Raw genomic sequence first — 26,931 nt, forward strand, 5'->3', positions numbered from 1 at the left:
GTTCACTTCTCCTCCTCGGCGTCCTCGTCGGGGGTGACGACGGCCAGGACCTGGTCCATGGCGACGGTGGTGCCCGGGGAGACGTCCAGTTCGGTGACCGTGCCGGCGTGCGGGGCGGAGATGACGTGCTCCATCTTCATGGCCTCGACGACGAGCAGGCTCTGACCGGCGGCGACGTGGTCACCGACGGCGACCTTGACGACGGTGACGGTGCCGGGCATCGGAGCGGCGAGGGTGTCGGCCCCCGCGTGGCCCGCACCGGAGAGCGCCGCGGCGACGGGGTCGTGGTCCTGGACGTGCCAGCTGTCGCCGTCGCGGCCGAACCACGTCCCTTCGGGGGAACGGGCATGGCTGAAGGTGTGGGTCACCCCGTCCAGCTCGACGGTGACGCGGTCGCCGGTCCGGGCCACGATCCGGCCGCGGGTCGGTGCGCTGGGGCTCTGCCCGAGGCCCTGCGCCTCAACCGCCGGCGGGGCTTGATCGTCCCCGGTGCCGGTGCCGGTGCCGGTGCCGGTGCCGGTGCCGGTGCCGGTGCCGGTGCCGGTGAGCAGGAGCTCCGTCTCGGTGCCCGAGGGGCGGGTGCGGATGGCGATGGGGTCCTGGCCCGGGAGGCGGAAGTGGTGGACCGTCCAGGCGGGGGTGCCCCCGAGGCGCCACCCATCGGCCGCCCCGAACGGGTCGATCCAGGCGCCCGAGCCGTGGTGGGGGAGGGCCGTCCGGGCCAGCAGTGCAGCGGTGGCGTACACCTCCGCAGGCACCCCCTCCGGGAGGAGGGTCGGCAGGTCGCGCTCGACCAGCCCCGTGTCCAGGTCGCCGGAGACGACATCCGGATGTGCCAACAGCCTCCGCAGGAAGCCTGCGTTGGTCTGGACGCCCAGGATCACGGTGTCTGCCAACGCACCCCGCAGGACACGCAACGCCGCCGCGCGGTCAGGGCCGTACGCGATCACCTTCGACAGCATCGGGTCGTACGTCGACCCCGTGTCGACCCCCGCCACCAGGCCGGAGTCCGTACGTACGGAAGCCCCGGTCGGCTCCGAGAGGGCCAGCACCGTCCCGCCGGACGGCAGGAAGCCCCGCGCCGGGTCCTCGGCGCAGACGCGCGCCTCGATGGCGTGCCCGGTCAACACGACGTCCGCCTGGCCGAAGCCCAGCTCCGCGCCGGACGCGACCCGCAGCTGCTGCTCCACCAGGTCGAGCCCCGTGATCAGCTCCGTCACCGGGTGTTCCACCTGGAGGCGGGTGTTCATCTCCATGAAGTAGTACGAGGACGGGTCGCCGCCCGGAACGATGAACTCCACGGTGCCCGCACCGACGTACCCGCAGGACCGGGCCGCCTCCACCGCCGCCGCGCCCATCGAGGCCCGCAGCTCCGGCGTCAGCAGGACCGAGGGGGCTTCCTCGATGACCTTCTGGTGGCGCCGCTGGAGGGAGCACTCGCGCTCGCCCAGGTGCACCACGTTCCCGTGCGAGTCCGCCAGCACCTGGATCTCGATGTGCCGGGGCCGGTCCACCCACCGCTCCACGAGCAGGGTGTCGTCGCCGAACGACGACCGCGCCTCGCGCCGCGCCGCCGCGATCTCGTCCGCCAGCTGCCCGGCGTCCCGCACCAGCCGCATGCCCTTGCCACCGCCGCCCGCCGAGGGCTTCAGCAGCACCGGCATGCCGATCTCCTCGGCTGCCGCGACCAGCTCGGCGTCCGACAGGCCGCTGCCCGAGGAGCCGGGTACGACCGGCACCCCGGCCGCCTTCACCGTCTCCTTGGCGCGGATCTTGTCGCCCATCAGGGAGATCGCCGAGGCCGGCGGCCCGATGAAGGCCAGGCCGGCCTCCGCGCAGGCCGCTGCGAAGGCCGCGTTCTCCGCGAGGAAGCCGTAGCCCGGGTGGACGGCCTCGGCCCCCGTGCGGCGGGCGGCGTCGAGCAGCCGCTCCACCGACAGGTAGCTCTCGGCGGCTGCCGCCGGGCCGATCCGGACGGCCGTGTCGGCCTCCCGTACGTGCCGCGCGTCCGCGTCCGCATCGCTGAAGACGGCCACGGACCGCACCCCGAGCGCCCGCAGCGTGCGGATGACTCGGACCGCGATCTCGCCCCGGTTGGCTACAAGGACAGTGCTGAACATCAGTGAGGTCCTCACGTCACATACGGAAGATGCCGAAGCCCGGCTGAGTTTGATCCTGCTGGCCCAGCGGGGCGTTCGCGCACGCGGTCAGGGCCAGTCCCAGCACCTGCCGGGTCTCCATCGGGTCGATGACCCCGTCGTCCCACAGCCGCGCCGTGGCGTAGTAGGCGTTGCCCTGTTCCTCGTACTGCGCGCGGACCGGGGCCTTGAAGGCCTCCTCCTCGTCGAGCGGCCACTCCTGTCCGGCGCCCTCGATCTGGTCCCGCTTGACCGTCGCGAGGACGGACGCGGCCTGCTCGCCGCCCATCACCGAGATCTTGGCGTTGGGCCACATCCACAGGAACCGGGGCGAGTACGCCCGCCCGCACATCGAGTAGTTGCCCGCGCCGTAGGAGCCGCCGACGACCACGGTCAGCTTCGGGACCCGGGTGCAGGCCACGGCCGTGACCATCTTGGCGCCGTGCTTGGCGATGCCGCCGGCCTCGTAGTCGCGGCCGACCATGAACCCCGAGATGTTCTGGAGGAAGAGGAGCGGGATCCCGCGCTGGTCGCACAGCTCGATGAAGTGCGCGCCCTTCTGGGCGGATTCGGAGAACAGGATGCCGTTGTTGGCGATGATCCCGACCGGGTGGCCGTGGATCCGGGCGAAGCCGGTGACCAGCGTCTGGCCGAACTCGGCCTTGAACTCCTGGAAGCGGGAGCCGTCCACGATCCGGGCGATGATCTCGCGGGCGTCGTAGGGGGTGCGGGAGTCCACGGGGACCGCGCCGTACAGCCCGTACGGATCGACCTTCGGCTCCTCGGGAGCCTCCACCGACCAGGGCAGGGCCCCACGCTCGGGCAGGGTCGCCACGATGTTCCGTACGATCCGCAGCGCGTGCGCGTCGTCTTCCGCGAGGTGGTCGGTCACACCCGAGACCCGCGAGTGGACCTCGCCGCCGCCGAGCTCCTCGGCCGTGACGACCTCGCCGGTGGCAGCCTTCACCAGCGGCGGTCCGCCGAGGAAGATCGTGCCCTGGCCGCGGACGATGACGGCCTCGTCGCTCATCGCCGGGACGTACGCGCCGCCGGCCGTGCAGGAACCCAGGACTGCGGCGATCTGCGGGATGCCGGCGCCCGACATGCGGGCCTGGTTGTAGAAGATGCGGCCGAAGTGCTCGCGGTCGGGGAAGACCTCGTCCTGCATGGGGAGGAAGGCGCCGCCGGAATCGACCAGGTACAGGCAGGGGAGACGGTTCTCCAGAGCCACTTCCTGGGCGCGCAGGTGCTTCTTGACGGTCATCGGGTAGTACGTGCCGCCCTTGACGGTGGCGTCGTTCGCGACGATCACGCACTCGCGGCCACTGACCCGGCCGATGCCGGCGATGACGCCCGCAGCCGGGGCGGCGCCCCCGTACATGCCCTCGGCGGCCAGCGGGGCCAGCTCCAGGAAGGGGGACCCGGGGTCCAGGAGGGCGTCCACGCGGTCGCGGGGGAGTAGCTTCCCGCGCGCGACGTGGCGGGCGCGGGCCTTCTCACCGCCGCCGAGCCGGGCCGCGTCGAGCCGGGCCCGCAGGCCCTCGGTGAGCTCGCGGTGGGCGGCCTCGTTGGTCCGCCAGGCCTCGGACGCCGGGTCCGCGGCGCTCGTCAGCACTGGTGCCTGCTGCATCGGTCGAGCTCCCTTGCTCGGTGCACGCTGTTAATGAGCGTTAACGCATATGCCGCCTAGGTTAACGACCGCTAACGGCCCTGTCTAGAATGGATTCCCATGAGCACCAGAGCGGCCGCCCCGACCCGTCGCGAGCAGATCCTCAGTGAGGCCGCCCGCCTCTTCGCCGAGCGCGGGTTCCACGGCGTCGGCGTGGACGAGATAGGGGCCGCGGTGGGCATCAGCGGCCCCGGCCTGTACCGCCACTTCGCGGGCAAGGACGCCATGCTCGCCGAACTGCTGGTCGGGATCAGCGAGCGGCTCCTGACGGGCGGCCGTCACCGGGTGGCCGAGGCCGCGGGCGACCCGGACGCGGTACTGGCCTCCCTCATCGACGGACACATCGACTTCGCCCTCGACGACCGGGCGCTGATCACCCTGCACGACCGGGAGCTGGACCGGCTGCGGGAGGCCGACCGCAAGCTCGTACGCCAGCTCCAGCGCCAGTACGTCGAGCTGTGGGTGGAGGTCGTCCGGGAGCTGCACCCGGAGGTGGTCGAGGCGCAGGTGCGGGTGTCCGTCCACGCGGTCTTCGGGCTGCTGAACTCCACCCCGCACCTGGCGGCGCTCGGGCGGGAGGCGACGGAGGCACTGCTGCGGCGCCTGGCGCACGGGGCGTTCGGGGCACTGTCGGGGTGAGGCGACGCGTCCGAGGGTCGGGATGGAACCGACGACTCCGGCCGGGCAGCGGCAGAATGGGCCGCATGCCGAAGCCGATAGAGACGCCCGTACCCAGCCGCGCCGAACTCGTGGACCACCTGGTCCGCACGCGGATCGCGGGGCAGGTCGCGACCCCGCGCGAGAACAACCTCTCCCACTACCGCAAGCTCGCCAACGGCGACCGGCACTACTGGCTGGGTCTGGAACTGGGTGACCGCTGGGCCGACGAGCAGGACGTGCTCGCCGTGATGGCGGAGCGCTGCGGAGTCGTCGACGACGCCGCGTACCGCTACGGCCAGGACACCATCGACCCGGAGCTGACCGTGGCCGGCCTGGACCGGATGGCGGCGCGGCTGCGGAAGGCGGCGCTGGACCGGCAGAGCGTCCTGCTGGCCACGGGGCATCCGGGCGGCCTGCTGGACGTCCACCGGGCGACGGCGACCGCATTGCGGGCGGCGGGCTGCGAGATCGTGGTGATCCCCTCCGGCCTGATGGCGGACGAGGGCTCGGTGTGGCAGTTCGCGGACGTCGCGGTGCTGGAGCGGGGGGCGACCCTGTGGCACACCCATTCTCCGGAGCCGATGGCGGCGATCCTCGACGGCCTGGCGGCGGCGAACCGTCCGCAGCCCGATCTGGTCGTGGCGGACCACGGTTGGGCGGGCTGCGCGGCGCAGCGGGGTCTCGATGCCGTCGGGTACGCGGACTGCAACGACCCGGCCCTGTTCCTCGGCGAGGCCGAGGGCACCCTCCAGGTGGCGGTCCCCCTGGACGACCACGTCCGCGACCCGCGCTTCTACGACCCGATGGTGGCGTACCTGCTGGCGGCTGCAGACCTCCTGTGACCGCCCTCCGCCCCCGGTTCCCGCCGCTGCTGCGGGGGTTGAGGGGCGGAACCCGCGATCGCGGGCCGGGCGGGACGAGGACGCCAGGGCCCCAGCGGGTCCGGGTAAGTCCGCTTAACGGAGCCAGCCGCCCGTCATGGCCTGCACCGCCGAGCCGTCGGTGTCGGCGAGCTTCGCGGCGACGAACTCCCGGGCCCAGTCCGAGGTCTGGATGCGGAAGGGCATCCGCTCGGCCTCCAGCAGAGTGATCACCGGGGCCGCCGCCTCCGCCGCGGTCTGAGCGCTGCCGAAGGACTTCAGCGTGCGGTCGACGTAGGCCTTCAGCGCGGGGGCGTACGGGCCCGCCGCGGTGAGCAGCGCCGGGATGTCGATGTCCTGGCTGGTGATGAACTCGCTGGACACGGCGCCGGGTTCCACGACGGCCACCTGTACGCCGGTCGTGGCGGCGACCGGCGCGAGGGATTCCATGAAGCCCTCGACGGCGAACTTGGCCGCGCAGTACGCCTCGTTGAACGGCTGGCCGATCACGCCGCCGACGCTGGTGACCGTGATGACCCGACCGCCGGAGGCGCGCAGGTGGGGGAGGGCTGCCCGAGTGAGCTCGACGACGCCGAAGTAGTTGACCTCCATGGCGGCCCGTACCGGCTCCATGCCGTTCTGTTCGACGGTGCCCACGAACCCGGCGCCCGCGTTGTTGACGACCGCGTCGAGTCGCCCGTGCTCGGCGACGACCTCGGCCACGCAGTCGGCCACCGAGTCGGCGTCGGTCACGTCCAGCCGCTTGACCTGAACGCGGTCGGCGACGCCCGCCTCCCGCGCGGCCGTCAGCAGCGCCTCGGCGCGCCCGGTGTCCCGCATGGTCGCGACGGTGTGCCAGCCCGCCCGGGCGGCGGCCACCGCTGCGGCGAGGCCGATGCCCGAGGACGTACCGGTGATGAGGACGGTCTTGGTCATGGCGGTCTCCTGCGTAGAAGGTTTGTGCGTGTGCACACACATTATATGTGTGTGTGCGTGCACGCAACTCTGGCGCGCCCCGGTACCCTGCTCCCATGGCGCACAACGACCTCACCCTGGGCGATCTCACCCCCCGCGACCACGCCTTCTACGGCCTCGTCTGGGCCGGCTCCACCCTCAGCGCCCGGGTCGACCAGGCCCTCGCGCGCCGCCACGACCTGCCGCTTTCCTGGTTCGAGGTCATGCTGTGGCTGCACGGTCAGCGGGAGCCGGTCGCTGCGTCCGACCTGGGGGCCAAGACCCTGCTCAGCCGCAGCCAGGTCTCCCGGGTCGCCGACTCGCTCCAGGCCCGCGGCCTGGTCGAGCGGATACCGTCCCCGACGGACGCCCGCTCCGTCCGGATCGCCCTCACCGATGCCGGTCGGCGAGCCTTCGCCGACGCCGACGCCACCCGTCGCGAGGTCCTCGCCGAGGTCTTCGACGACCTGCTCGACGACACGGACATCGCCTCTCTGGAAGCCATCTGGGCCAAGCTCAAGTCCCGCCCGAAGGACCGGGGGTAGCGGCAGGGCCGACGCTTGCGGATGCCCGGGGCCCGAGGTGGTGGTCGGTCCGCTGCTCAGGCCGCGGGGTCGGCGACACCCGACGGGTGCGCCGGTCGGCCCCCGAGGGCCCTGCGCCGCAGGCGGGGTGCGAACGGCGCCGCGAGCGCGCACGCCGCGGCGGCGGCGACGGCCGCCACGACGGCCGGGTTCACCCAGTCGGGGATCAGCTGCCGCCCGCCCGGATCTCCGGGGTGGTCGGCGCAGTGGACGGAGAGCGGGAACGACGATTCCCAGACGACCGTCTTCTCCCGCTCGCCCCAATGGGCGGAGCCGCACACCTCGTCGGGGTCGAGGACGTAGACGCCGTAGGACAGGCCCCAGATGTAGAGCGAGCCGGCCACGCACAGCGCGAGGAGGGCGGCGAGCGCGAAGGTGCCGGCGCCGAGCAGATCCGGGGCGGAGCGCCGCCGCAACGTGACCACCAGGTGGACGGCGAGCCGGCCGAGGACCAGGACGCCCGCGAAGGGGGAGACCAGGGCGGAGACGAAAAGCAAAGCGATCATGCTTGCAGGCGACGCCCGGCCCGTCCCGTCAGTTCCGCACTGTGGTCGAGCGCACGCTGGCGCACGCCGTACCCCGGGGATCAGGCGCGCGGGACGCGCACCACGCCCTCCTGGATGACGGTGACGGCCAGCCGCCCGTCCTGCGTCCAGATCCGCGCCTGTCCGAGGCCGCGCCCGGCCGCCGCCGACGGGGACTCCTGGTCGTACAGCAGCCACTCGTCCGCGCGGAACGGCCGGTGGAACCACATCGCGTGGTCCAGCGAGGCGCCGACCACGTCGCCGACCGCCCATCCGCCCCGGCCGTGCGCGAGCAGCACCGAGTCGAGCAGGGTCATGTCCGAGACGTATGTGGCCAGGCACGTGTGCAGCAGCGCGTCGTCGCTCTCCAGCTTGCCGGCCGTACGGAACCACACCTGCGAGCGCGGCTCCACCGGCTCGCCGATGCTGCCCCAGGGCGGGACCGTCGCGTACCGCAGGTCCACCGCGGCGCGCGCGTCGATCAGCCGCTCCACGGTGTCGGGGTCACGGAAGATCTCCCGGTAGGCCGGCAGGGATTCGGCGGCCGTAGGCAGGGTCTCCGGGTCGGGTGCCGAGGGCATGGCGACCTGGTGGTCGAGGCCCTCCTCGTAGGTCTGGAAGGATGCGGAGAGGTGGAAGATCGGCTGGCCGTGCTGGACGGCGACGACCCGGCGGGTGGTGAAGGACCGCCCGTCGCGGATCCGGTCGACCGCGTAGACGATGGGCGCTCCCGGGTCGCCGGCCCGCAGGAAGTACGAGTGCAACGAGTGCGCGGTGCGGTCCTCGGGCACGGTACGGCCGGCCGCGACCAGCGCTTGGGCCGCGACCTGACCGCCGAAGACGCGCGGTACCAGCGCCGAACGGCTGGTACCGCGGAAGATGTTCTCCTCGATCTGCTCCAGGTCGAGCAGTTCGAGGAGCGTCGCCAGTGCCTCGTTCATGGAACTGAGACTAGATCTCTTACAGACCCATCGACTTGGCGATGATGGACTTCATGACCTCGCTGGTGCCGCCGTAGATGCGGTTCACGCGGTTGTCGGCGTACAGGCGCGCTATCGGGTACTCGTTCATGTAGCCGTAGCCGCCGTGCAGCTGGAGGCACCTGTCGATGACGCGGTGCGCGACCTCGGTGCAGAACAGCTTCGCGGACGCGGCCTCGGCCGCGGTCAGCTCACCGGCGTCGAGGGCCTCCAGGGCGCGGTCGGCGACGGCCTCGGCGGCGTCCACCTCGGCCTGGCAGGAGGCCAGCTCGAACTTGGTGTTCTGGAAGTGCGCGACCGGCTTGCCGAAGACGGTGCGCTCCTGCACGTACTGCTGGGCGAACCGGACGGCGGCCTTGGCCTGGGCGTACGCGCCGAACGCGATGCCCCAGCGCTCCGAGGGCAGGTTCGCGCCGAGGTAGTAGAAGCCCTTGTTCTCCTCGCCGAGCAGGTCCTCGACCGGAACCTTGACGTCGACGAACGCCAGCTCGGCGGTGTCGGAGGTGCGCAGGCCGAGCTTGTCGAGCTTGCGGCCGATCGAGTAGCCCTCGGACTTGGTGTCCACGGCGAAGAGGGAGATGCCGAAGCGGCGGTCGTCCTCACGCGGGGAGGAGGTGCGGGCGCAGACGATCACGCGGTCGGCGTGCACGCCACCGGTGATGAAGGTCTTGGAGCCGTTGAGGACGTAGTGCGTGCCGTCCTCGGAGAGCTTGGCGGTGGTCTTCATGCCCGCGACGTCGGAGCCGGTGCCCGGCTCGGTCATCGCCAGCGCCCACATCTCCTCGCCGGAGACGAACTTCGGCAGGTAGCGCTTCTTCTGCTCGTCGTCGGCCAGCATCTTGATGTAGGGGAGGGCGAGCAGCACGTGCACGCCGGAGCCGCCGAAGTTCACGCCGGCGCGCGAGGTCTCCTCGTAGAGGACGGCCTCGAACTTGTGGGTGTCCAGGCCCGCGCCGCCGAACTCCTCGGGGACGTTGATGCCGAAGACGCCCAGCTCGCCGAGCTTGTAGTAGAAGTCGCGCGGCGCCTGGCCGGCCGCGAACCACTCGTCGTAGACCGGGACGACCTCGGCCTCGATGAAGGCGCGGATGGTCTCGCGGAACGCCTCGTGGTCCTCGTTGAAAACGGTACGGCGCACGGCCGGCTCCTCTCGGTCGCGGCGGTCCGCCGCTTATGTCTAAGCGCTTGCTCATACTAAGTTACCGGCGAGTTGGCCACCGTGTCCAGAGAACGTAGTGCGAACCACAGTTCCATTCGCGTGTCCGGGTCGTCGAGGTCGTGCGCCAGGAGGACGGCGGCCCGCGAGATGCGCTGACGGACCGTGTTGCGGTGCACACCCAGGGCTGCGGCCGTACGGTCCCAGCTGCCGTGGTGGGCCAGCCATGTGCGCAGGGTCTGCCGCTGGCCCGGATTCAGCGGGGCGAGCAGGGCCTCGGCGTGGACGCGCGCCTCCTGCGGATCCAGGAGTGCGCTCAAGCCGCCGTGCGCGTGGCGCACCAACGGGATGCGGGCCGCCTCGGCCCGCTCCAGGGCGCGTCGCGCCTGGACCTGCGCCGTACGCAGTTCTGCGGGCGCGGCCGGGGCGCTCACCCCGAGGCGCCACCCGGGCTGCGGACCGGGTTCCCGGTCGGCGAGCAGGCGTACGGCGGACCCGTGGGCATCCAGGAGTACGGTGCCCAGCTCGGCCGCCAGGGCCTGCGGATCCCCGGTTCCGTGGGCGTGGACGACGTGCCAGGGTCCGGCGGGCAGCGCCTCGGCGGGATCGGCGTCGAGGAGCAGCCTGGTCAGCGCTTGCGCCTCCCGGGTACCGGCCGGGCGCCGCGAGGTGAGCAGGTTCAGCAGGACGGCGGCCACGGAGACGATGGTGTGGTCGCCGGGGGCTCGGTCCGCGGTGGCGACCACGAGGGCCCGGCCGCCACTGAGGGCATGGGCGGTGAGCTGGAACCCGTCGGCGGTCGCGGTCGCCGTGGCGGCGGCTCCGGGGGCCACCCGCAGGGCGAGCGCGCTGAGCGCGCCGAACACCTCCCCGGAGGGCGCGACCCCGGCGGACGGCAGGGCCCCGACCCCGCTGGGCCGGTCAACGCCGGCACTCCCGCGGCCTTCGGCGGGTGTGGGCAGGAGTGCGGCCCAGCCGCCCAGGCTCGCCGCCAGGCGGCGCAGTACGGCCTGGACCGGGTCGGGCCGGGCGGCTGCCGCGGCCAGCGACTGCTGGGCCTCGGTGACCCGGCGCAGTTCCCGGGTCCGGGCCTCCGCCATCTGGCGCCCCACCGCCCGGGCGACCGCGGTGAACGGCGTTCGCGGCGGCACCTCCAGCAGCGGCAGCCTGTGCCGCGCGCAGGCCGTGATGAGCGCCTGCGGAACGGTCTCGTGGACCGGGGTCACGCCGAAGCCGAGAGCGGCGACCCCGGCGCGGGCCAGCCCGCCGACGTAGGCCTCCGCATCCGTCAGGGAGGCGCCGGCGGTGAGGAGGAGTTCGCCGCCAAGGAGATAGGGGGAGGGGTCCGCCATCTCGGAGGCGTGTACGCCGTGGACCTCCGCCCGTGCCGGGCCCGCGAGCAGGCGCAGGCCCAGAGCCTGCTCGGTCAGGAGCGACTGGAGGGTCACGGGCGGGGTGAGTGGCGCGTCGCCCGAAGCGCCGCCCGGGCGGGAGGCGGGGCCGGCGCCCGGTTCGGAGTCCGGTTCGGGCTTCGGTTCGGGCTTCGGTTCGGGCTTCGGTTCGGGGCGGGGGGCATGCGTTTCTGGGGGGATCGGCATGGATGCTCCGTACAGGTCAGGGTCTGCCAATGGATAAAACGTACACTTCGCACCGCGCCGTCCCCGGCTTACGCTCGAAGGACCGCACACCCCTCCCCCCGGAAGGCACCCCATGAGCACGCAGCCGCGCGGCCCCGTCGACTCCTCCCGCATCCCGCGCTACGCGGGCCCGGCGACCTTCGCCCGGCTGCCGCGCCTGGACGAGGTGGGCTCGGCGGACGTCGCCGTCGTCGGCGTGCCGTTCGACTCGGGTGTCTCCTACCGCCCCGGTGCCCGCTTCGGCGGCAACGCCATCCGTGAGGCCTCCCGCCTGCTGCGCCCGTACAACCCGGCGCAGGACGCCTCCCCCTTCGCCCTCGCCCAGGTGGCGGACGCCGGCGACATCGCCGCGAACCCCTTCAACATCAACGAGGCCGTCGAGACGGTCGAGGCGGCCGCGGACGAGCTCCTCGGAGCGGGCTCCCGCTTGATGACCCTGGGCGGCGACCACACCATCGCGCTGCCCCTGCTGCGCTCGGTCGCGAAGAAGCACGGCCCGGTGGCCCTGCTGCACTTCGACGCGCACCTGGACACCTGGGACACGTACTTCGGCGCCGAGTACACCCACGGCACGCCGTTCCGCCGCGCCGTGGAGGAGGGCATCCTCGACACCGAGGCGCTCTCCCACGTCGGTACGCGCGGCCCGCTGTACGGCAAGCAGGACCTCGACGACGACGCCAAGATGGGCTTCGGCATCGTGACCTCGGCCGACGTCTACCGGCGCGGCGCCGACGAGGTCGCGGACCAGCTGCGCCAGCGCATCGGCGACCGCCCGCTGTACATCTCCATCGACATCGACGTGCTGGACCCGGCGCACGCCCCGGGCACCGGCACCCCGGAGGCCGGCGGCATGACCTCCCGCGAGCTGCTGGAGATCATTCGGGGCCTGTCCTCCTGCAACCTGGTCTCGGCGGACGTCGTCGAGGTCGCCCCGGCGTACGATCACGCCGAGATCACCTCGGTCGCGGCCTCGCACACCGCCTACGAGCTCACCACGATCATGAGCCGTCAGATCGCGGCGGCGAAGGCGAAGGGCAACTAAGAGCGTGACGCACGACCACGACCTGGTACTCCGTCCCACCGAAGCCCAGACGGCGGCCGCCCTTGCGCCGCCGCCGGGGCGGACGGGCGGGGACCTGGTCGTGGAGACGCTGCGCGCGCTGGGCGCCACCACCGTGTTCGGGCTGCCCGGGCAGCACGCGCTGGCGCTCTTCGGCGCGGTCGGCCGCTCGGACCTCCGCCTCGTCACCCTCCGTACGGAGAACAACGCGGGCTTCGCAGCCGACGCGTACGGCCGGATCACGGGCGAGGCCGTACCGCTGCTGCTGTCGACGGGCCCGGGGGCACTGATGGCCCTGCCGGCGCTGGCGGAGGCGGCGGCGGCGTCCGCGCCGGTCATCGCCCTCTCGTCCCAGGTGCCCGTGGCGGGCCTGGGCGGCGGCCGGCGGGGATACCTGCACGAGCTGCGCGACCAGTCCGCCTCCTTCCGGGACGTGGTGAAGTCGGTCCACGTGGCCCGCACCCCCTCCCAGATCCCCTCGGTGGTCGCCGCGGCCTGGGAGTCGGCGCTGACGGCCCCGCACGGCCCGGTCTGGGTCGAGATCCCCGAGGACGTCCTCAGCTCGGAGACCCTGATTCCCCAGGTCACCGGCATGGACGCGACCCCGCACGAGCTCGCACCGCGCCCGGAGCTGACGGCGCTGGCAGCGCACTGGCTGTCGCAGGCCTCCCGCCCCGTGATCATCGCGGGCGGCGGTGTGATCCGCGCGGACGCGGCGGGCAAGCTCAAGCAGCTGGCGGAACGCCTCCACGCCCCGGTGGTCACCACCTTCGGCGGCAAGGGCGCCTTCCCCTGGACGCACCCGCTGTCCCTCCAGTCCTGGCTGGAGGACCGCCACATGACCGACTTCCTGGAGGACGCGGACGTCCTCCTCGTCGTCGGTTCGGGCCTCGGCGAACTGTCCTCGAACTACCACACCTTCTTCCCCACCGGCCGGGTCATCCAGATCGACGCGGACCTCGGCAAGCTGGAGTCCAACCACGCGGGCCTGGGCATCCACGCCGACGCCCGCCTGGGGCTCCAGGCCCTGCTGGAGACCGTGGCCGAACGCGAGGACCCGTACGCCCCGGACCGCGTCCGCATGGTCCTGTCGGCCATCGCGGACCGCCTGGCCGGTCAGGACCTCGCCCTGGAACAGGAACTCCTGAGCTCCATCCGCGCCGCCCTGCCGCCCCGCTCCCCGTCCTTCTGGGACATGACGATCCTGTCCTACTGGGCCTGGTCGGCGTTCGACGCGAAGCACCCCAACACGATGCACTCGGCCCAGGGCGCGGGCGGCCTCGGCTACGCCTTCCCGGCGGCCCTCGGTGCGGCCGTGGCGGAGCCGGGCACCCCGGTCCTCGCGGTCTCGGGCGACGGCGGCGCGATGTACTCGCTCGCGGACCTGGCCACGGCGAAGCAGCACGACCTGGACGTGACCTGGCTGATCGTCGACGACGGCGGCTACGGCATCCTGCGCGAGTACGGCTGCGCGACGGGAACGGACCTGCCGGGCCCCGACTTCGTGGCCCTGGCGCAGTCCTTCGGCGTCCCGGCGTCGAGGACCACCCCGGAAACCCTCCGCGGGGACCTGGCCACGGCCCTCAGCGCCCCGGGCCCCTCGGTCCTGGTCCTTCCGACCACCCTCAAGATGTTCGCCCCCACCCACGTCTGATTCGCCCCGCCCAAGTCCTAGGACCAAGGGGCACGCCCACGCCTCGCTAAGGTGGTGGTGATCAGGTCCGGGGCGGTGTCCGAGGGGGAGCAGTGTCGTTCGAGCAGGAGTGGGCAGGGCACAAGCCGGTCACGGCCGAGCCCCCGTCGCCACAGATGCGACTGAACCAGCTCCCCGCCGACCAGGGCGGCGGGCCGGGACTCCTGGCCACGGCCCCTCCGGCGAAGAAGAAGGCGGCCAACACCATCGAGAACGTCCTGCAGCCCGGTACGACGAAGGCCGCGGACGCGGCCGACGAACCGACGCAGGGCGCCGTCAAGGCCTTCAGCGGTTGGGATACGGCGGTGGGTCTGTCGAAGGCCCACACGCAGTGGGACGACCAGGTGAAGCGCCTGATGGGGCGACTGAACTCGGAGAAGACGGCCCTGCGCGGGGCGTCGAACCTGTTCACCGGGAACGACCAGCTGACGGGGCAGAGCTTCCAGCCGGTGCAGTCCAAGGTCACGGGACTCTAGGGGAGGGGGAACAGTGCCGAGCTATCACGAGATCATGCAGACGGACCTCTCCGCGCTCACCACGGCCGCCGAGGGCTGGAAGTCCATGGCGACGCAGTTCAAGACCCTGGAAGAGGTGTACAGGGACGAGGTCCAGAGCGTGTCCTCCGGCAACGGCTGGATGGGCTCCAGCGCCCAGACCGCTGCCACCAACTCCTCCATGACGCGCCAGGAGTTCGCGGCGGCCCAGACCGAGGCGCTGGCCATGGAGTCGCTGCTCCGCGACGCGCACACCCGTTTCACGGACCTCAAGGGCAGGGTGGCATCGGCCGTCTCGGACGCGGTGAACGCCGGTATGAAGGTCTCGGACGCGGGCACCGCGAGCTACGACTACAGCAAGGCCGACCCGGCCTCCGCGAACGCGATCCGCCACGACCCCGACCTCCCGGAGATCGAGCGGTCCTGGACGCAGAAGATCGCGGACACGGTCAAGGCGGTCACCGAATTCGACGCGGACGTCAAGACCGCGCTGCTGAGCGCGTCCGGGGCCGACGGAACCGCGATGTTCGGGTTCAACTCCAAGGCCGTCAACGACGTGGAGGCCGTGGAGGCGCTGGCGCTCACGCAGAAGATCCGTTCGGGCGACGCCTCGCCGGAGGAGCTGAAGCACTACAACGACATCCTCAAGCAGAACTCCGGGGACAAGCACTTCAGCGAGGCGTACCTGCACTCGATGGGCGCGAAGGACACCCTGCTGCTGGCGGACCAGATGAACCTGGCGTCCAACGACCGCGGTGCATCGGCGGCGGACAAGAAGCTCTACGAGTCGATCAACGTCGGCCTCGCGGGGACGATCGCCTCGGGCACCAAGGACCCGGAGAGCTACGCCTACAAACCCTTCGTCAACGGGCTCAAGGAGCAGGGCCCCGAGCTGGTCGCCAAGGGCCTGCGACCGACGTACGGCTACCAGGCGCTGGTCACCCTCATGTCGAACGGCGACGGTTACGGGAAGCAGTTCCTCAACGACATCGGCGACGGCATGATCGAGGCCGAGAAGTCGAAGCCGCACATGTACGACCACGCCTACGACTCCCAGCGCCCGAACCTGGTCTCCGACCCGCTGGACGGCCTGCTGGGCATCATGGCCAAGGACCCGGACTCGGCGACGTACTTCCTCGACCCCGAAGCGCCCGGCAACAAGAACGAGCACCTGAAGTACATGCTCACCGACCGCGACATGCCGGACCCCTGGATCTCGACCGCCGTCGGCCCCCCGATGGAGATGCACGGGGACAAGACGGCGGGCTTGGGCGCCGCCCTCCAGGCGGCGGCCACGGGCCACACGGAGGGCGAGAAGCTCGGCCCGCCCGGTCCGCACACCGAGGGCCAGGCGCGGGTCATGCACAACGCGATCCGTTTCCTCGACGACGAGATGAAGGGCGACGAGTTCAAGGATGACCTGGAGGGCCTGCGCGAGCCGATGGCGAGGGCACTAGTGGACTACGTGGAGGACACCCACGTGATCCTCGGCGGACAGAACTCCGACCTGGGCGGCATCAAGGGCAGCGACGCCATTCACGGTTCGGGAGACAAGGCCCAAATCGCGGTCGGCCAGGGCAGTCTGATCCGAGTCATGCGCGGGATCGCGGACGACGGCCCGTCCTACGGCTTGTTGGTCAAGGCGGAGCAGGTGTACTCGGCGGAGCAGCTCGTGACGGCTGAACGGTACGAGGCCGACCCGCACCGGGCCGGCGTTGACTGGGACAACCGTGCGCATGACATCGGGGCGGCAACGGGTGCCCTCAACGGCATCGGGGCCGACGTCTACAAGGACAAGCAAGACGACAAGGACAAGTGGGCGGAAGGCACGGCCGAGTACACGGCTGCCGGCGTGAACGGCCTCATCGGCGAGATCCCGGTTGTGAGCACCATCGGAGGCTCGCTGATCGACGCAGGCAAGTACAACTGGGTCGAGGGCGTCAAGGACGCGGCTGAGGAGCAGAGCAAGCAAGCTTCCAGCAACAACTACGCGGCAGGTATGGACGGGACCAACGAGCTGTTGGATGCGTGGAGAGATGAACGGAAAATGGGCAAAAACCCTGCGTTCGAGCACGCCAAAGACGGGGCCGGCGACGCGTACTCGGCAGGTCGGGAGGCTGCCCGTGCGCACCTTCGGCCGTGACGTGCTCAAGGCTTTCGCGCGGTCGACGACTGCCCTGTTCTCCGTGGTGATGCTGGCGTCGTGCACCTCGGGCGAGCCCGAGGCGAAGAGCGAGCAGCCGTGTGGGATCAGCCCTTCCTCGGAGGAGGGCGTCCTCCTGCAGGGGATTCTCCGTGCGAAAGAGTTCGAGACGCTGATCTACAACAGCACGGGCGAAGTGGCGACGGCGCTGCGACGCGCACTGCCGGAGGCGAGCCCGGAAAGCCGGATGTCTCCGAAGTCGACGTGCGCCCTGTGGGCGGCCGGCCAGAATGGCGGTGACCGCGTGACATTCAGCTTCGGGTGGGTCTCGCGTGCCTCGAAGGATGTGGAACAGCACCTGCCCAACGGCGTTCCGTTCGAGGCGGGCGGCGCCTTCGGCCAGGCCAACGACACCGATACGGCGTTGTTCGTGGGTTGCGAGATGCCCGGCAAGCTTGGCGGGCCGTCGAAGTCGGCGTGGCTCCACGCGAAGGCTTCCCACAACGTCAGTCCCCCTCGGACGGATATCGACCGGGCGACTAAGGACCGGCAGACCGCACTCACCTACCTCATGGCCCGCCGCGTCACCGAAGCCCTCGGCTGCGAGAACAAGCCGCTGGAGAAGCCCCCCGTGGTGAAGCCGGTGCCCAGTCCGTGAGGTGAGCGGCGGCCCTGACCCGCGTCCGGCCTCGGGCGCGGTCAGGCTGCCTCTTGCTGCTGGGCGGTGAACGCGACCGTGCACGTATCCCCGACGAGCTGGAGGTTCAGCTCGGACTCCATGGCCTGAGCCAGCCGCGCCAGCAGCGGCACGGCCGACATGGTGCCGCCGAGTTCCAGTCGGGACACTTCCGGCTGCGTCATTCCGGCCCGGCGCGCCAGCTCGCTCTGCGAGATCCCGAGCTCGTTCCGCCGGTCGTAGACGGCCTGCCCGATCACGAAGGCGATCCGGACTTCTTCCCGAAGGCTCAGCATGTGGGCGCCTCCGGCATCCAGCCGATCTCGGCCCAGACGGCCTTTCCGATCCCGTGCCGGCGGGGGCAGTAGCCCCAGCGCTTGGCCAGTGCCGCGACGATGACGAGCCCGCGCCCCCGCTCGTCCCAGTCCGCCACGATCTGTGGCGTGAGCTTGACGGCGGGGCCCGCGTCGGCCACCTCCACACGCAGCACCCCGTCGTACCGAGCGAGCCGGACCCCGATGTCCCGCCCCCGCGGTGCGCGGGCGTGCCGTACGGCGTTGGTGACCAGCTCGGAGAGCAACAGCTCGGCCGCTTCGGCGGGGCCCGAGTCGACGCCCCACTCGGCGAGCTGTCCGCGCAGGAGGGCGCGTGCCCGCCCCGGAGCGCGGGGGCCGTGCGGCACGAGCCAGCCGACCTCGTCAGCAGAGGGCAATGCCATGAAGACCTCACCTATCTAGATACCTACCTGCCCCCCGAGGGTGAAAGCCCGCCCCGAGCGCCGTCAAGAGATATCTAGATATGTTCGCCCGATGGTGTGGGAGGGGCATGCGGCGCTTGCCTCACCTTGAGCCCCTAGGCTGTCCGGTCCGAAGTTGGTCGGGAGGACCGTATGTCGAAGGACGCCGCGGGACGGCAGCCCAAGTACCTGCGCATCGCCGCTGCGCTGAAGGACGCCATTGCGTCCGGCGAGTACGGGCCTGGCGACCGACTGCCTGGCGAGAGCGACCTCATGAACACGTACGGCGTCGCCCGGATGACAGCCCGCCAGGCATTCGGCGTCCTTCAGGCTGAGGGGTTGACCGAGGCCCGCAAGGGGGCCGGGGTCTTCGTGCGGGAGTTCAGGGTCGGTATCCGGAGGCGCGGAATCCAACGGCTGGCCGTCGAGGTGTGGAGTGCGGGAGGGTCCATCTGGGCCGCGGACGGCAAGGGTCGCGACCCCGGGGTCGAATTGATCGGCGTCTCCGAGGAGGCCGCGCCTCAGGCCGTCGCCGGTGTGCTCGGTCTGGCGGACGGGGCGCCCGTATGCGTACGACGTCGCAGGTTCCTGCTCGACGGGAAGCCGGTGATGCTCGCGACCTCGTACCTCGACGCTGCCCTCGTGGCCGGCACGCCCGTCACCGAGCCCGACACCGGCCCCGGCGGCATCTACGCCCGCCTCGCCGAGCTCGGCGTCGGTCCCGCACGGTTCCGCGAGGAGGTCCGTTCGCGGATGCCGGGCGCTGACGAGGCCGCGCAGCTCGGTCTGGCCGCCGGGACGCCGGTCGTGCTGGTGTGCCGTACCGCCTTCGCCGCCGACGGCCGGGTGGTCGAGGTCAACGAGATGGTCCTGGACGCCTCCGCCTACGTCCTGGAGTACGCGTTCGACGCGCCCACGTAGGCCGTCGCGATGTCCAGCGGTCGGTGATCCCCTGATCGGGTGCGGCCCCCGTGCCCTGCGCGGACTCCAGTGCGATTGTTGCCGCGGGATGAAATCCGCCGGTCGGGACGTTGGGGCTTCCGGTAGGACAGGCGAACGGGGAGGCACCACGTGGCGGCGGCAGAGACGGCGGCTGGGGAGAAACAGGGCTGGGCCAGGCGGCTGACTGCCTACACCTGGCGGTACAGGGTCAACGTGCTGCTCGCGCTCGGGTCCTCGCTGGGCGGCATGGCCGTCATGGCGCTCGTACCGCTGGTCACCAAGGTCATCATCGATGACGTCATCGGGGACCACAGCAAGCCCATGGGGGTCTGGGCCGGGCTGCTCATAGGTGCCGCGGTCCTGGTGTACGTGCTGACCTACATACGCAGGTACTACGGCGGGCGGCTGGCGCTGGACGTCCAACACGACCTGCGTACCGACATGTACGACACGATCGCCCGCCTCGACGGGCGCCGACAGGACGAACTGTCCACCGGCCAGGTCGTCGGGCGGGCCACCAGCGACCTCCAGCTGATCCAGGGCCTGCTGTTCATGCTCCCCATGACCATCGGGAACTTCCTGCTCTTCGGGATATCCCTCGCGATCATGCTGTGGCTCTCGCCCCTGCTGACCCTCGTCGCGCTGCTCATGGCCCCCGCCCTCTGGTTCATCGCCAAGCGCAGCCGAAAGAAGCTCTTCCCCGCCACCTGGTGGGCCCAGGGCCAGGCCGCCGCCGTCGCCACCGTCGTTGACGGGGCCGTCACCGGTGTCCGTGTCGTCAAGGGCTTCGGGCAGGAGGAGCAGGAGACCGGCAAACTGCGGGCCGCGGGCCGCCGGCTGTTCGCCGGGCGGATGCGGACGATCCGGCTCAACTCCCGCTACACCCCCGCCCTGCAGGCCGTACCCGCCCTCGGGCAGGTGGCCATACTGGCGCTCGGCGGCTGGATGGCCACCCGGGGACAGGTCACCCTGGGCACGTTCGTGGCCTTCTCCACCTACCTCGCCCAGCTCGTCGGCCCCGTCCGCATGCTCGCCATGGTGCTCACCGTCGGGCAGCAGGCGCGCGCCGGCGTGGAGCGGGTCTTCGAACTCATCGACACCGAGCCCGTCATCGAGGAGGGCACGCGCGAACTGCCCGCCGATGCGCCCGCCACCGTCGACTTCGAGGACGTCGTCTTCGGGTACGACCGCGAGCGGCCCGTCCTGGACGGGTTCTCGCTCTCCATCGCCGAAGGCGAGACCGTTGCCGTCGTCGGTTCCTCCGGCTCCGGCAAGTCCACCGTCTCCCTGCTGCTGCCCCGCTTCTACGACGCCGACCGCGGCACCGTCCGCGTCGGCGGGCAGGACGTGCGCGAGCTGACGTACGACTCGCTGCGCGCCGCCATCGGGCTCGTACCGGAGGATTCCTTCCTCTTCTCCGACACCATCCGCGCCAACATCGCCTACGGCCAGCCCGACGCCACCGACGAGCAGATCGAGGCCGCCGCCCGCGCCGCCCAGGCCGAAGGGTTCATCCAGGCCCTGCCCGCCGGGTACGACACCAAGGTCGGCGAGCAGGGGCTCACCCTCTCCGGCGGCCAGCGCCAGCGCATCGCGCTCGCCCGCGCCATCCTCACCGATCCCCGGCTGCTGCTTCTCGACGACGCCACCTCCGCCGTGGACGCCCGGGTCGAGCACGAGATCCACGAGGCACTGCGCGCCGTCATGGCCGGCCGCACCACGCTCCTCATCGCCCACCGCCGTTCCACGCTCGGTCTGGCCGACCGGATCGCCGTACTCGACCAAGGGCGGCTCTCCGACATCGGCACGCACGAGGAGCTGGAGCGCAGGTCCCCCCTGTACCGGCGCCTCCTCACCGACCCGGACGCGCTCGGTGCCGGCTCGCCGCGCACCCCCGACGCGCCCGCGATGGTCGAGTTCGAGCGGGACCTCGAACGGGACATCGAGATCGAGGCCGAGATCGACTCCGAGCCGGTCAACGCCAAGCGCCGGGTCGCGGACGGGGTGACCCCCGAACTGTGGCGGCGCCAGGAGGAGAGCGACGGAGCCCCGGCCCCCGCCGCCGGGACCGGAGCACCCGGAGCCGGGCACTCCATGGCCGGGGCCGTCGCCGGCATGCCGGCCACGCCGGAACTGCTCGCGCAGGTGGCCGCGCTGCCGCCCGCCGACGACGAACCCGCCGTGGACGAGAACCGCGCCGCGGCTGCCGAGGACAGCTACAACCTGCGCCGGCTGCTGAGTGGCTTCTGGGCGCCGCTGGCCATCAGCCTCGGCCTGGTCGCCGTCGACGCGGGCGCCGGGCTGCTGCTGCCCATCCTGATCCGACACGGCATCGACAAGGGCGTCGAGCAGGCCGCGCTCGGCGCCGTCTGGGTGGCCGCGGGCCTCGCCCTCGCCGTGGTCCTCGCCCAGTGGGCCGCACAGTTCGCCGAGACCCGGATGACCGGACGCACCGGCGAGCGGGTGCTCTACGCACTACGCGTCAAGATCTTCGCCCAGCTCCAGCGCCTCGGCCTCGACTACTACGAGCGCGAGCTGACCGGCAAGATCATGACCCGGATGACCACGGACGTGGACGCCCTGTCCACCTTCCTGCAGACGGGGCTCGTCACCGCAGTCGTCTCCGTCTTCACCTTCTTCGGGATCCTGATCGCCCTGCTGGTCCTCGACGTCGAGCTCGCGCTCATCGTCTTCGCCACCCTCCCCGTGCTGGTCCTCGGCACGATCGTGTTCCGCCGCAAGTCGGTCGCCGCGTACGAACTGGCCCGCGACCGGGTCAGCGTGGTCAACGCCGACCTCCAGGAGTCCGTCTCCGGGCTGCGCATCGTCCAGGCCTTCCGCCGTCAGCGCTCGGGCGCCGCCCGGTTCGCCGAGCGCAGCGACGCGTACCGCGAGGCCCGGGTGCGCGGCCAATGGCTGATATCCGTCTACTTCCCCTTCGTGCAGCTGCTCTCCTCGGGAGCGGCGGCAGCCGTGCTGATCGTGGGTGCGGGCCGCGTGGAGGCCAGCACCCTCACCACGGGTGCGCTGGTCGCGTACCTCCTCTACATCGACCTGTTCTTCGCCCCGGTGCAGCAGCTCTCCCAGGTATTCGACGGCTACCAGCAGGCCACCGTCTCCCTCGGCCGGATCCAGGGGCTGCTGCGCGAGCCCACCACCACCCCGCGGCCCGCCGACCCGAGCCCGGTACCGGAACTGCGCGGCGAGATCGCGTTCGAGGACGTGCGGTTCTCCTACGGAACCGCCGAGGAGCGCGGCGAGAAGGGGGACGCACTGGCCGGCATCAGCCTGCGGATACCCGCCGGCCAGACCGTCGCCTTCGTCGGCGAGACCGGCGCCGGCAAGTCCACGCTGGTCAAGCTCGTGGCCCGGTTCTACGACCCGACCGCCGGCCGGGTCACCGCCGACGGCGCCGATCTGCGGGAGCTCGACCTGACGGCGTACCGTCACCGGCTCGGCGTCGTCCCGCAGGAGCCGTACCTCTTCCCGGGTACCGTCCGCGACGCGATCGCGTACGGGCGGCCCGAGGCGAGCGATGCCGAGGTGGAGGCGGCTGCCCGCGCAGTCGGAGCCCACGACATGATCGCCACGCTCGACGGCGGCTACCTGCACACCGTCGCCGAACGTGGCCGCAACCTTTCGGCCGGCCAGCGCCAGCTGATCGCGCTGGCCCGCGCCGAACTCGTCGACCCCGACGTGCTGCTGCTCGACGAGGCCACCGCCGCGCTCGACCTGGCCACCGAGGCGCAGGTCAACCAGGCCACCGACCGGCTCGCGGGCAAGCGCACCACGCTCGTGGTGGCGCACCGCCTGACCACGGCCGCGCGAGCCGACCGGGTCGTCGTCATGGACCGCGGCCGGGTCGTGGAGGACGGCACCCACGCCGAACTCGTCGCCCGCGGCGGCCGGTACGCCGAGTTGTGGCGGACCTTCGTCGGCGAGGACGAGCGGGCAGCCGCCTGAACCGTGACGCATGAGGCGCAACGCCTGACGCATGAGGCGCAACCCGTGCCGTCGACCTGCTCGTGGCCCCCTGGATCTTGCTGTGTGCAACCTTCCGGGGGGTCAATGCGTCGTACGTGCGTACGTGTTACGTACGGCCGATCGGGGGGACAGGGTGGAGCACGGACGGAAGGGGCGCGGTCGGGGGGCCGTGCCGGCAGGGGTGTTCGCCGCGGGACTGGTGCTCTGTGCCGGCGGTCTGTTCGCGGCGCCGCCCGCGCAGGCGGCAACCGGCGGTTGTGCGGGTGCTCTGGTCAAGACGCTGTCCCTGCCGGCGGGCGAGGTACGCGTCTACAAGAGCCGAACCCAGGCCTGCGCCGTGACGGTGGCCGACAGCCCGGGCCGGCGCCGGTCGATGGCGGTGAGCATCCAGCCGCGCGGCGGGGTGCCGATTCGTGACGCAGGGCAATTCACCCGATATGCCGGACCTGTCACGGTCGGCGCCATCAGTCGTTGCGTGTATGTAAGGGGGAGCATCGAGTCCGGATCTGTCGATTCCGGCTGGATTCTGTGCTGAACGAGCGTCCCAACTAGGTCTGGTCAGCCGCATGTTGACCCCGCTAGGTTCACGGGCGACCGAAGTGAACTCAGGGGAGGGCGAATGCGCAAGACGCTCGGCTGGCTGCTGTCGCTCGTGGTGCTGATCGGCACCATGGGGGCAGCCGGCTTCACGGCTCAGGCGGCCACCGCCGCAGGGCCGAACGCCGTGACGGACATCAAGGACGAGATCCTCGCCGTTCCGGGGATGAGTCTGATCGAGGAGAAGCCGTACCCCGGCTACCGCTTCTTCGTACTGAACTACGAGCAGCCGGTCGACCACCGGAACCCGTCGAAGGGCACCTTCAAGCAGCGCATCACCCTGCTGCACAAGGACGTCTCCCGGCCCACGGTCTTCTTCACTTCCGGGTACAACGTCAACACGAATCCGCGTCGCAGCGAGCCGACGACCATCGTGGACGGCAACCAGGTGTCGTTGGAGTACCGATTCTTCACGCCTTCCCGGCCCGACCCGGCCAACTGGGCGAACCTGAACATCTGGCAGGCCGCCAGCGACCAGCACCGCCTCTTCACCGCGCTGAAGAAGATCTACAAGAAGAACTGGCTCGCCACGGGCGGCAGCAAGGGCGGCATGACCGCGACGTACTACGAGCGGTTCTACCCCCGGGACATGGACGGTGTCGTCGCGTACGTCGCGCCCAACGACGTCGTCAACAAGGAGGACTCGGCGTACGACCGGTTCTTCAACAAGGTCGGCACCAAGGAGTGCCGCGACAAGCTGAACGCGGTGCAGCGCGAGGCCCTCGTGCGCCGGGAGCCGTTGGAGGCCAAGTACGCCGCCGCCGCTGCCGAGAACGGCTGGACCTTCAACACCGTCGGTAGCCTGGACAAGGCCTTCGAGGCCGTCGTGCTCGACTACGTGTGGGCCTTCTGGCAGTACAGCCTGCTCGCCGACTGCACCTCCATCCCGACCGCCGCGAGCGCGAGCGACCAGGAGATCTGGGACTCGGTCGACGCCATCTCCGGCTTCTCGGCCTATGCCGACCAGGGCGTCGAGGCGTACACCCCGTACTACTACCAGGCGGGTACCCAGCTCGGTTCGCCCGACATCAAGCAGCCGCACCTCGGTGGCCTGAGCCGTTACGGCTACCAGCCGCCGCGCAACTTCGTGCCCCGCGAGATCCCGATGACCTTCCAGCCGGGGGTCATGGCGGACGTGGACAACTGGGTCAAGAACAACGCCAACCAGATGCTGTTCGTGTACGGGCAGAACGACCCGTGGGGTGCTGAACCGTTCCACCTCGGGTACACCGTCCGCGACAGCTACGTGATGATCGCGCCGGGCGCCAACCACGGGGCGAACGTCTCCAAGCTCCAGGAGGGCGAAAAGGCGCTGGCCACGCAGAAGATCCTGCAGTGGGCCGGGGTCGCGCCGGCCGCTGCGCTCGCCGACGCAGGCCGGGCGAAGCCGCTGGCGAAGCCGGACGCGCAGCTCGACCAGAAGGACCGGGAGCGCGAGCCGCAGCTGCGGCCGTAACCCCCCGCCCCCGAACCGCTCCCGCTGAGCACGGGCCGGATACGCCGCGTCGTACGTCCGTACCTCCGTACGCCCGTACTTCTAGTCGTACGCCAGCCCGTGGCCCAGCGGGTAGCGGCCGGGCACGGGCACCGGTAGGCGGCCCACCGGCCGTACCGACCCCGTGACCACCCGGGCCGCCGCCCGCATCTCCACGTCCGTCCAGGTGTACGTCGCCAACTCTGCCGCACACGTCGGCAGCCGGGCCGCGTCGTACGGGTTGCGGATCGCCACCACGACCACCGGCACCCCGGTGGCCAGCAGCTCCGCGACCAGCGTGCGCTGCGGACTGTCTCCCTCCGGGACGTTGTACGTGCACACCAGCACCGCCGCGTTGCCGGCAGCCGCGGCCACCGCCCGCGCGGGCGGCACGGCCGTCGCCCGACAGCCCAGGGCGGTCAGCTCCCGGGCCAGTACCGTCGTGGGAGGCCCGGTCGTACCGCTGGGGGAGGCCGGGTCGGCCCCGGTCACCAGCACCCGGGGCGCGGCCGTCGGATCCAGCGGCAACAGCTTCAGGGGGTTGGCCAGCAGGGTCGTCGTGCCCGCCGCGATCTCGTCGGCGGCGGCCAGGTGCGCCGGGACCCCCACCACTGCACCCACCGGCCCGGCCGCCGTGTGTGCGGCGTCGAACAGGCCGCGGCGGGCCTTCAGTTCCAGAATCCGCAGTACCGATTCATCGATCCGCTTCTGTGACAGCTCGCCCGTCTCGACCGCCGCGAGCACGCTGCGGTGCGCGAGCCCGAGGTCCGGCGGGTTCAGCAGCTGGTCGCAGCCCGCCTTCAGCGCCAGCACCGGGACTTGGTCGTCCCCGTACTTCTGGCGGACCCCGGCCATGTCGAGGGCGTCGGTGACCACCACCCCCCGGAAGCCCAGCCGTTCACGCAGGATGCCCGTCACGATCGGTCTGGACAGGGTCGCCGGGTCCCCCGAGGGATCGAGCGCGGGGAAGACGATGTGCGCCGTCATGACGGCGTCCACACCCGCCTCCACCGCCGCCCGGAACGGCGGCTCGTCCAACTCCTCCCACTGGGCCCGGCTGTGCCGCATCACCGGCAGTCCGACGTGACTGTCGGTCTCGGTGTCCCCGTGGCCGGGGAAGTGCTTGGCGGTGGCGGCCACTCCGGCGCCCTGGTAGCCGCGGACCTGGGCGGCGGCCAGATCCGCCACCGCCTGCGGGTCGGCGCCGAAGGACCGTACGCCGATCACCGGATTGGCCGGGTTGACGTTCACGTCGGCCACCGGCGCGTAGTTGTGCCGGATGCCCATGGCGGCCAGCTCGGCGCCCGCGATGCGCGCGGCGCGGCGGGCCTCCGCGGTGGCTCCGGTGCCGGCACTGCTGCGACGGCCGGGGGCGCCAGGAGCTCCGGGGGCTCCGGAGTCCCCGTCGCCCGCGCCGTACCGGGCGCCCAGGGCCATCGCCCCCGGCAGCAGCGTCGCGGGCTTGCCGATGCGCGCCACGGCCCCGTGCTCCTGGTCGGTGGAGAGCATCAGCGGGATGCCGGTACCGGTACCGGCAGCCGCCTGCTGGAGGGCGGCCGACAGTTCGGCGATCTGCTGCGGGCTGCGGGTGTTGTGCGCCCAGGCGAAGTAGATGATTCCGCCGAGGTGGTAGCGGGAGACCAGTTCCGCGGCGGTGCGCACGCCGAACATCGTCAGGTTCTTCTCGGCGTCCTCCGGATCGGGCTCGGTCGCCGAATGCCCGTAGGCCCGGGACACGAAGAGCTGCCCGACCTTCTCGGCCAGGCTCATCCCGGCCATCAGCCGGCGCAGCTCCGCCCGGTCGGGCGCCCGACCAGGCGTCCCGCCGGGTGCGCGGTCGCCGGGTTGCGGATCGTCGGCCACGCCGCCCCGGGCACCGCCCACGGCGTACGAGGCGACCCCGGCGGCCGTGACGGCGGCCATGGCGGCCGCGGTGAGCAGGGACCTGCGGGAGGCGTGGTATGACACGC

General features: G+C 71.6%; 21 protein-coding genes. 11 read left to right on the forward strand and 10 right to left on the reverse strand.

The window, feature by feature from the left end; genetic code table 11:
• Positions 1-2 precede the first annotated feature (2 nt).
• Together ABZZ20_RS17745 and ABZZ20_RS17750 are read right to left on the reverse strand one after the other, a co-directional pair.
• On the reverse strand, positions 3-2,120 hold the full coding sequence (locus tag ABZZ20_RS17745) for a biotin carboxylase N-terminal domain-containing protein (RefSeq protein WP_356870386.1): 2,118 nt from the start codon (positions 2,118-2,120) through the stop codon (positions 3-5).
• Between the two features lie 16 nt (positions 2,121-2,136).
• The gene (locus ABZZ20_RS17750; RefSeq protein ID WP_356870388.1) at positions 2,137-3,768 is read right to left on the reverse strand and encodes a carboxyl transferase domain-containing protein; all 1,632 of its coding nucleotides are present in this window, start codon (positions 3,766-3,768) and stop codon (positions 2,137-2,139) included.
• A gap of 99 nt (positions 3,769-3,867) precedes the next feature.
• Here ABZZ20_RS17750 and ABZZ20_RS17755 point away from each other — a divergent pair, with 99 nt between their 5' ends.
• Together ABZZ20_RS17755 and ABZZ20_RS17760 are read left to right on the forward strand one after the other, a co-directional pair.
• Positions 3,868-4,446, forward strand: coding sequence for a TetR/AcrR family transcriptional regulator (locus tag ABZZ20_RS17755; RefSeq protein ID WP_356870390.1), 579 nt, complete (start codon positions 3,868-3,870; stop codon positions 4,444-4,446).
• A gap of 56 nt (positions 4,447-4,502) precedes the next feature.
• Positions 4,503-5,309: a phosphatase gene (locus tag ABZZ20_RS17760; RefSeq protein WP_356870392.1), complete on the forward strand. Its 807-nt coding sequence runs from the start codon at positions 4,503-4,505 to the stop codon at positions 5,307-5,309.
• Positions 5,310-5,423: 114 nt separating this feature from the next.
• On the opposite strand, the gene ABZZ20_RS17765 is transcribed toward ABZZ20_RS17760, so the two are convergent.
• The gene (locus ABZZ20_RS17765) at positions 5,424-6,263 is read right to left on the reverse strand and encodes an SDR family NAD(P)-dependent oxidoreductase (RefSeq protein WP_356870394.1); all 840 of its coding nucleotides are present in this window, start codon (positions 6,261-6,263) and stop codon (positions 5,424-5,426) included.
• Positions 6,264-6,358: 95 nt separating this feature from the next.
• Between ABZZ20_RS17765 and ABZZ20_RS17770 the strand changes: the two genes are divergently transcribed.
• The gene (locus ABZZ20_RS17770) at positions 6,359-6,826 is read left to right on the forward strand and encodes a MarR family transcriptional regulator (protein ID WP_356870396.1); all 468 of its coding nucleotides are present in this window, start codon (positions 6,359-6,361) and stop codon (positions 6,824-6,826) included.
• Between the two features lie 56 nt (positions 6,827-6,882).
• Here the strand turns inward: ABZZ20_RS17770 and ABZZ20_RS17775 are convergent, their stop codons facing one another.
• The 4 genes from ABZZ20_RS17775 to ABZZ20_RS17790 form a co-directional block, all read right to left on the reverse strand.
• Entirely contained in the window at positions 6,883-7,371 is a 489-nt protein-coding gene (locus ABZZ20_RS17775) for a hypothetical protein (protein WP_356870398.1), read from the reverse strand.
• Between the two features lie 80 nt (positions 7,372-7,451).
• Positions 7,452-8,330, reverse strand: a complete 879-nt coding sequence (gene tesB, locus ABZZ20_RS17780) for an acyl-CoA thioesterase II (protein WP_356870400.1) — start codon at positions 8,328-8,330, stop codon at positions 7,452-7,454.
• Between the two features lie 19 nt (positions 8,331-8,349).
• Positions 8,350-9,507: an acyl-CoA dehydrogenase family protein gene (locus tag ABZZ20_RS17785; protein WP_356870402.1), complete on the reverse strand. Its 1,158-nt coding sequence runs from the start codon at positions 9,505-9,507 to the stop codon at positions 8,350-8,352.
• Between the two features lie 56 nt (positions 9,508-9,563).
• Positions 9,564-11,123 (reverse strand): PucR family transcriptional regulator, encoded by a 1,560-nt coding sequence (locus tag ABZZ20_RS17790; RefSeq protein ID WP_356870404.1) that lies wholly within the window; start codon positions 11,121-11,123, stop codon positions 9,564-9,566.
• 112 nt (positions 11,124-11,235) lie between these two features.
• Between ABZZ20_RS17790 and speB the strand changes: the two genes are divergently transcribed.
• The 5 genes from speB (at position 11,236) to ABZZ20_RS17815 (ending at position 17,210) form a co-directional block, all read left to right on the forward strand.
• Positions 11,236-12,204: an agmatinase gene (gene speB / locus ABZZ20_RS17795; RefSeq protein ID WP_356870406.1), complete on the forward strand. Its 969-nt coding sequence runs from the start codon at positions 11,236-11,238 to the stop codon at positions 12,202-12,204.
• Positions 12,205-12,208: 4 nt separating this feature from the next.
• Positions 12,209-13,876, forward strand: a complete 1,668-nt coding sequence (locus ABZZ20_RS17800) for a thiamine pyrophosphate-binding protein (RefSeq protein WP_356870408.1) — start codon at positions 12,209-12,211, stop codon at positions 13,874-13,876.
• A 92-nt stretch (positions 13,877-13,968) separates the two neighbouring features.
• A complete protein-coding gene (locus ABZZ20_RS17805; RefSeq protein ID WP_356870410.1) occupies positions 13,969-14,391 on the forward strand; it encodes a hypothetical protein in 423 nt (140 codons plus the stop codon).
• Positions 14,392-14,425: 34 nt separating this feature from the next.
• Entirely contained in the window at positions 14,426-16,552 is a 2,127-nt protein-coding gene (locus ABZZ20_RS17810) for a hypothetical protein (protein ID WP_356870412.1), read from the forward strand.
• Positions 16,533-17,210, forward strand: a complete 678-nt coding sequence (locus ABZZ20_RS17815) for a hypothetical protein (protein ID WP_356870414.1) — start codon at positions 16,533-16,535, stop codon at positions 17,208-17,210. Before ABZZ20_RS17810 ends, ABZZ20_RS17815 begins: the two co-directional genes overlap by 20 nt.
• A gap of 41 nt (positions 17,211-17,251) precedes the next feature.
• Here ABZZ20_RS17815 and ABZZ20_RS17820 read toward each other — a convergent pair whose 3' ends face one another.
• Both ABZZ20_RS17820 and ABZZ20_RS17825 read right to left on the reverse strand, forming a co-directional pair.
• The gene (locus ABZZ20_RS17820; RefSeq protein ID WP_356870416.1) at positions 17,252-17,524 is read right to left on the reverse strand and encodes a helix-turn-helix transcriptional regulator; all 273 of its coding nucleotides are present in this window, start codon (positions 17,522-17,524) and stop codon (positions 17,252-17,254) included.
• Positions 17,518-17,946, reverse strand: coding sequence for an ATP-binding protein (locus ABZZ20_RS17825; RefSeq protein WP_356870418.1), 429 nt, complete (start codon positions 17,944-17,946; stop codon positions 17,518-17,520). The genes ABZZ20_RS17820 and ABZZ20_RS17825 overlap by 7 nt, the downstream gene beginning before the upstream one ends.
• Before the next feature lie 171 nt (positions 17,947-18,117).
• Here ABZZ20_RS17825 and ABZZ20_RS17830 point away from each other — a divergent pair, with 171 nt between their 5' ends.
• The 3 genes from ABZZ20_RS17830 to ABZZ20_RS17840 all read left to right on the forward strand — a co-directional run bounded on the left by ABZZ20_RS17830 (position 18,118) and on the right by ABZZ20_RS17840 (position 24,943).
• A complete protein-coding gene (locus ABZZ20_RS17830; RefSeq protein WP_356870420.1) occupies positions 18,118-18,885 on the forward strand; it encodes a GntR family transcriptional regulator in 768 nt (255 codons plus the stop codon).
• 150 nt (positions 18,886-19,035) lie between these two features.
• A complete protein-coding gene (locus ABZZ20_RS17835) occupies positions 19,036-22,869 on the forward strand; it encodes an ABC transporter ATP-binding protein (protein WP_356870422.1) in 3,834 nt (1,277 codons plus the stop codon).
• A gap of 640 nt (positions 22,870-23,509) precedes the next feature.
• Positions 23,510-24,943 carry a S28 family serine protease gene (locus ABZZ20_RS17840; RefSeq protein ID WP_356870424.1) on the forward strand — a complete coding sequence of 478 codons (1,434 nt, stop codon included), beginning with the start codon at positions 23,510-23,512 and terminating at the stop codon, positions 24,941-24,943.
• A gap of 81 nt (positions 24,944-25,024) precedes the next feature.
• Here ABZZ20_RS17840 and ABZZ20_RS17845 read toward each other — a convergent pair whose 3' ends face one another.
• Complete coding sequence (locus ABZZ20_RS17845; protein ID WP_356870426.1) at positions 25,025-26,929, reverse strand: glycoside hydrolase family 3 N-terminal domain-containing protein; 1,905 nt, start codon at positions 26,927-26,929, stop codon at positions 25,025-25,027.
• Between the last annotated feature and the right edge of the window lie 2 nt (positions 26,930-26,931).

Origin of the sequence: Streptomyces sp. NPDC006430 (assembly GCF_040612395.1) — a bacterium.
Classification (GTDB): Bacteria; Actinomycetota; Actinomycetes; order Streptomycetales; family Streptomycetaceae; genus Streptomyces.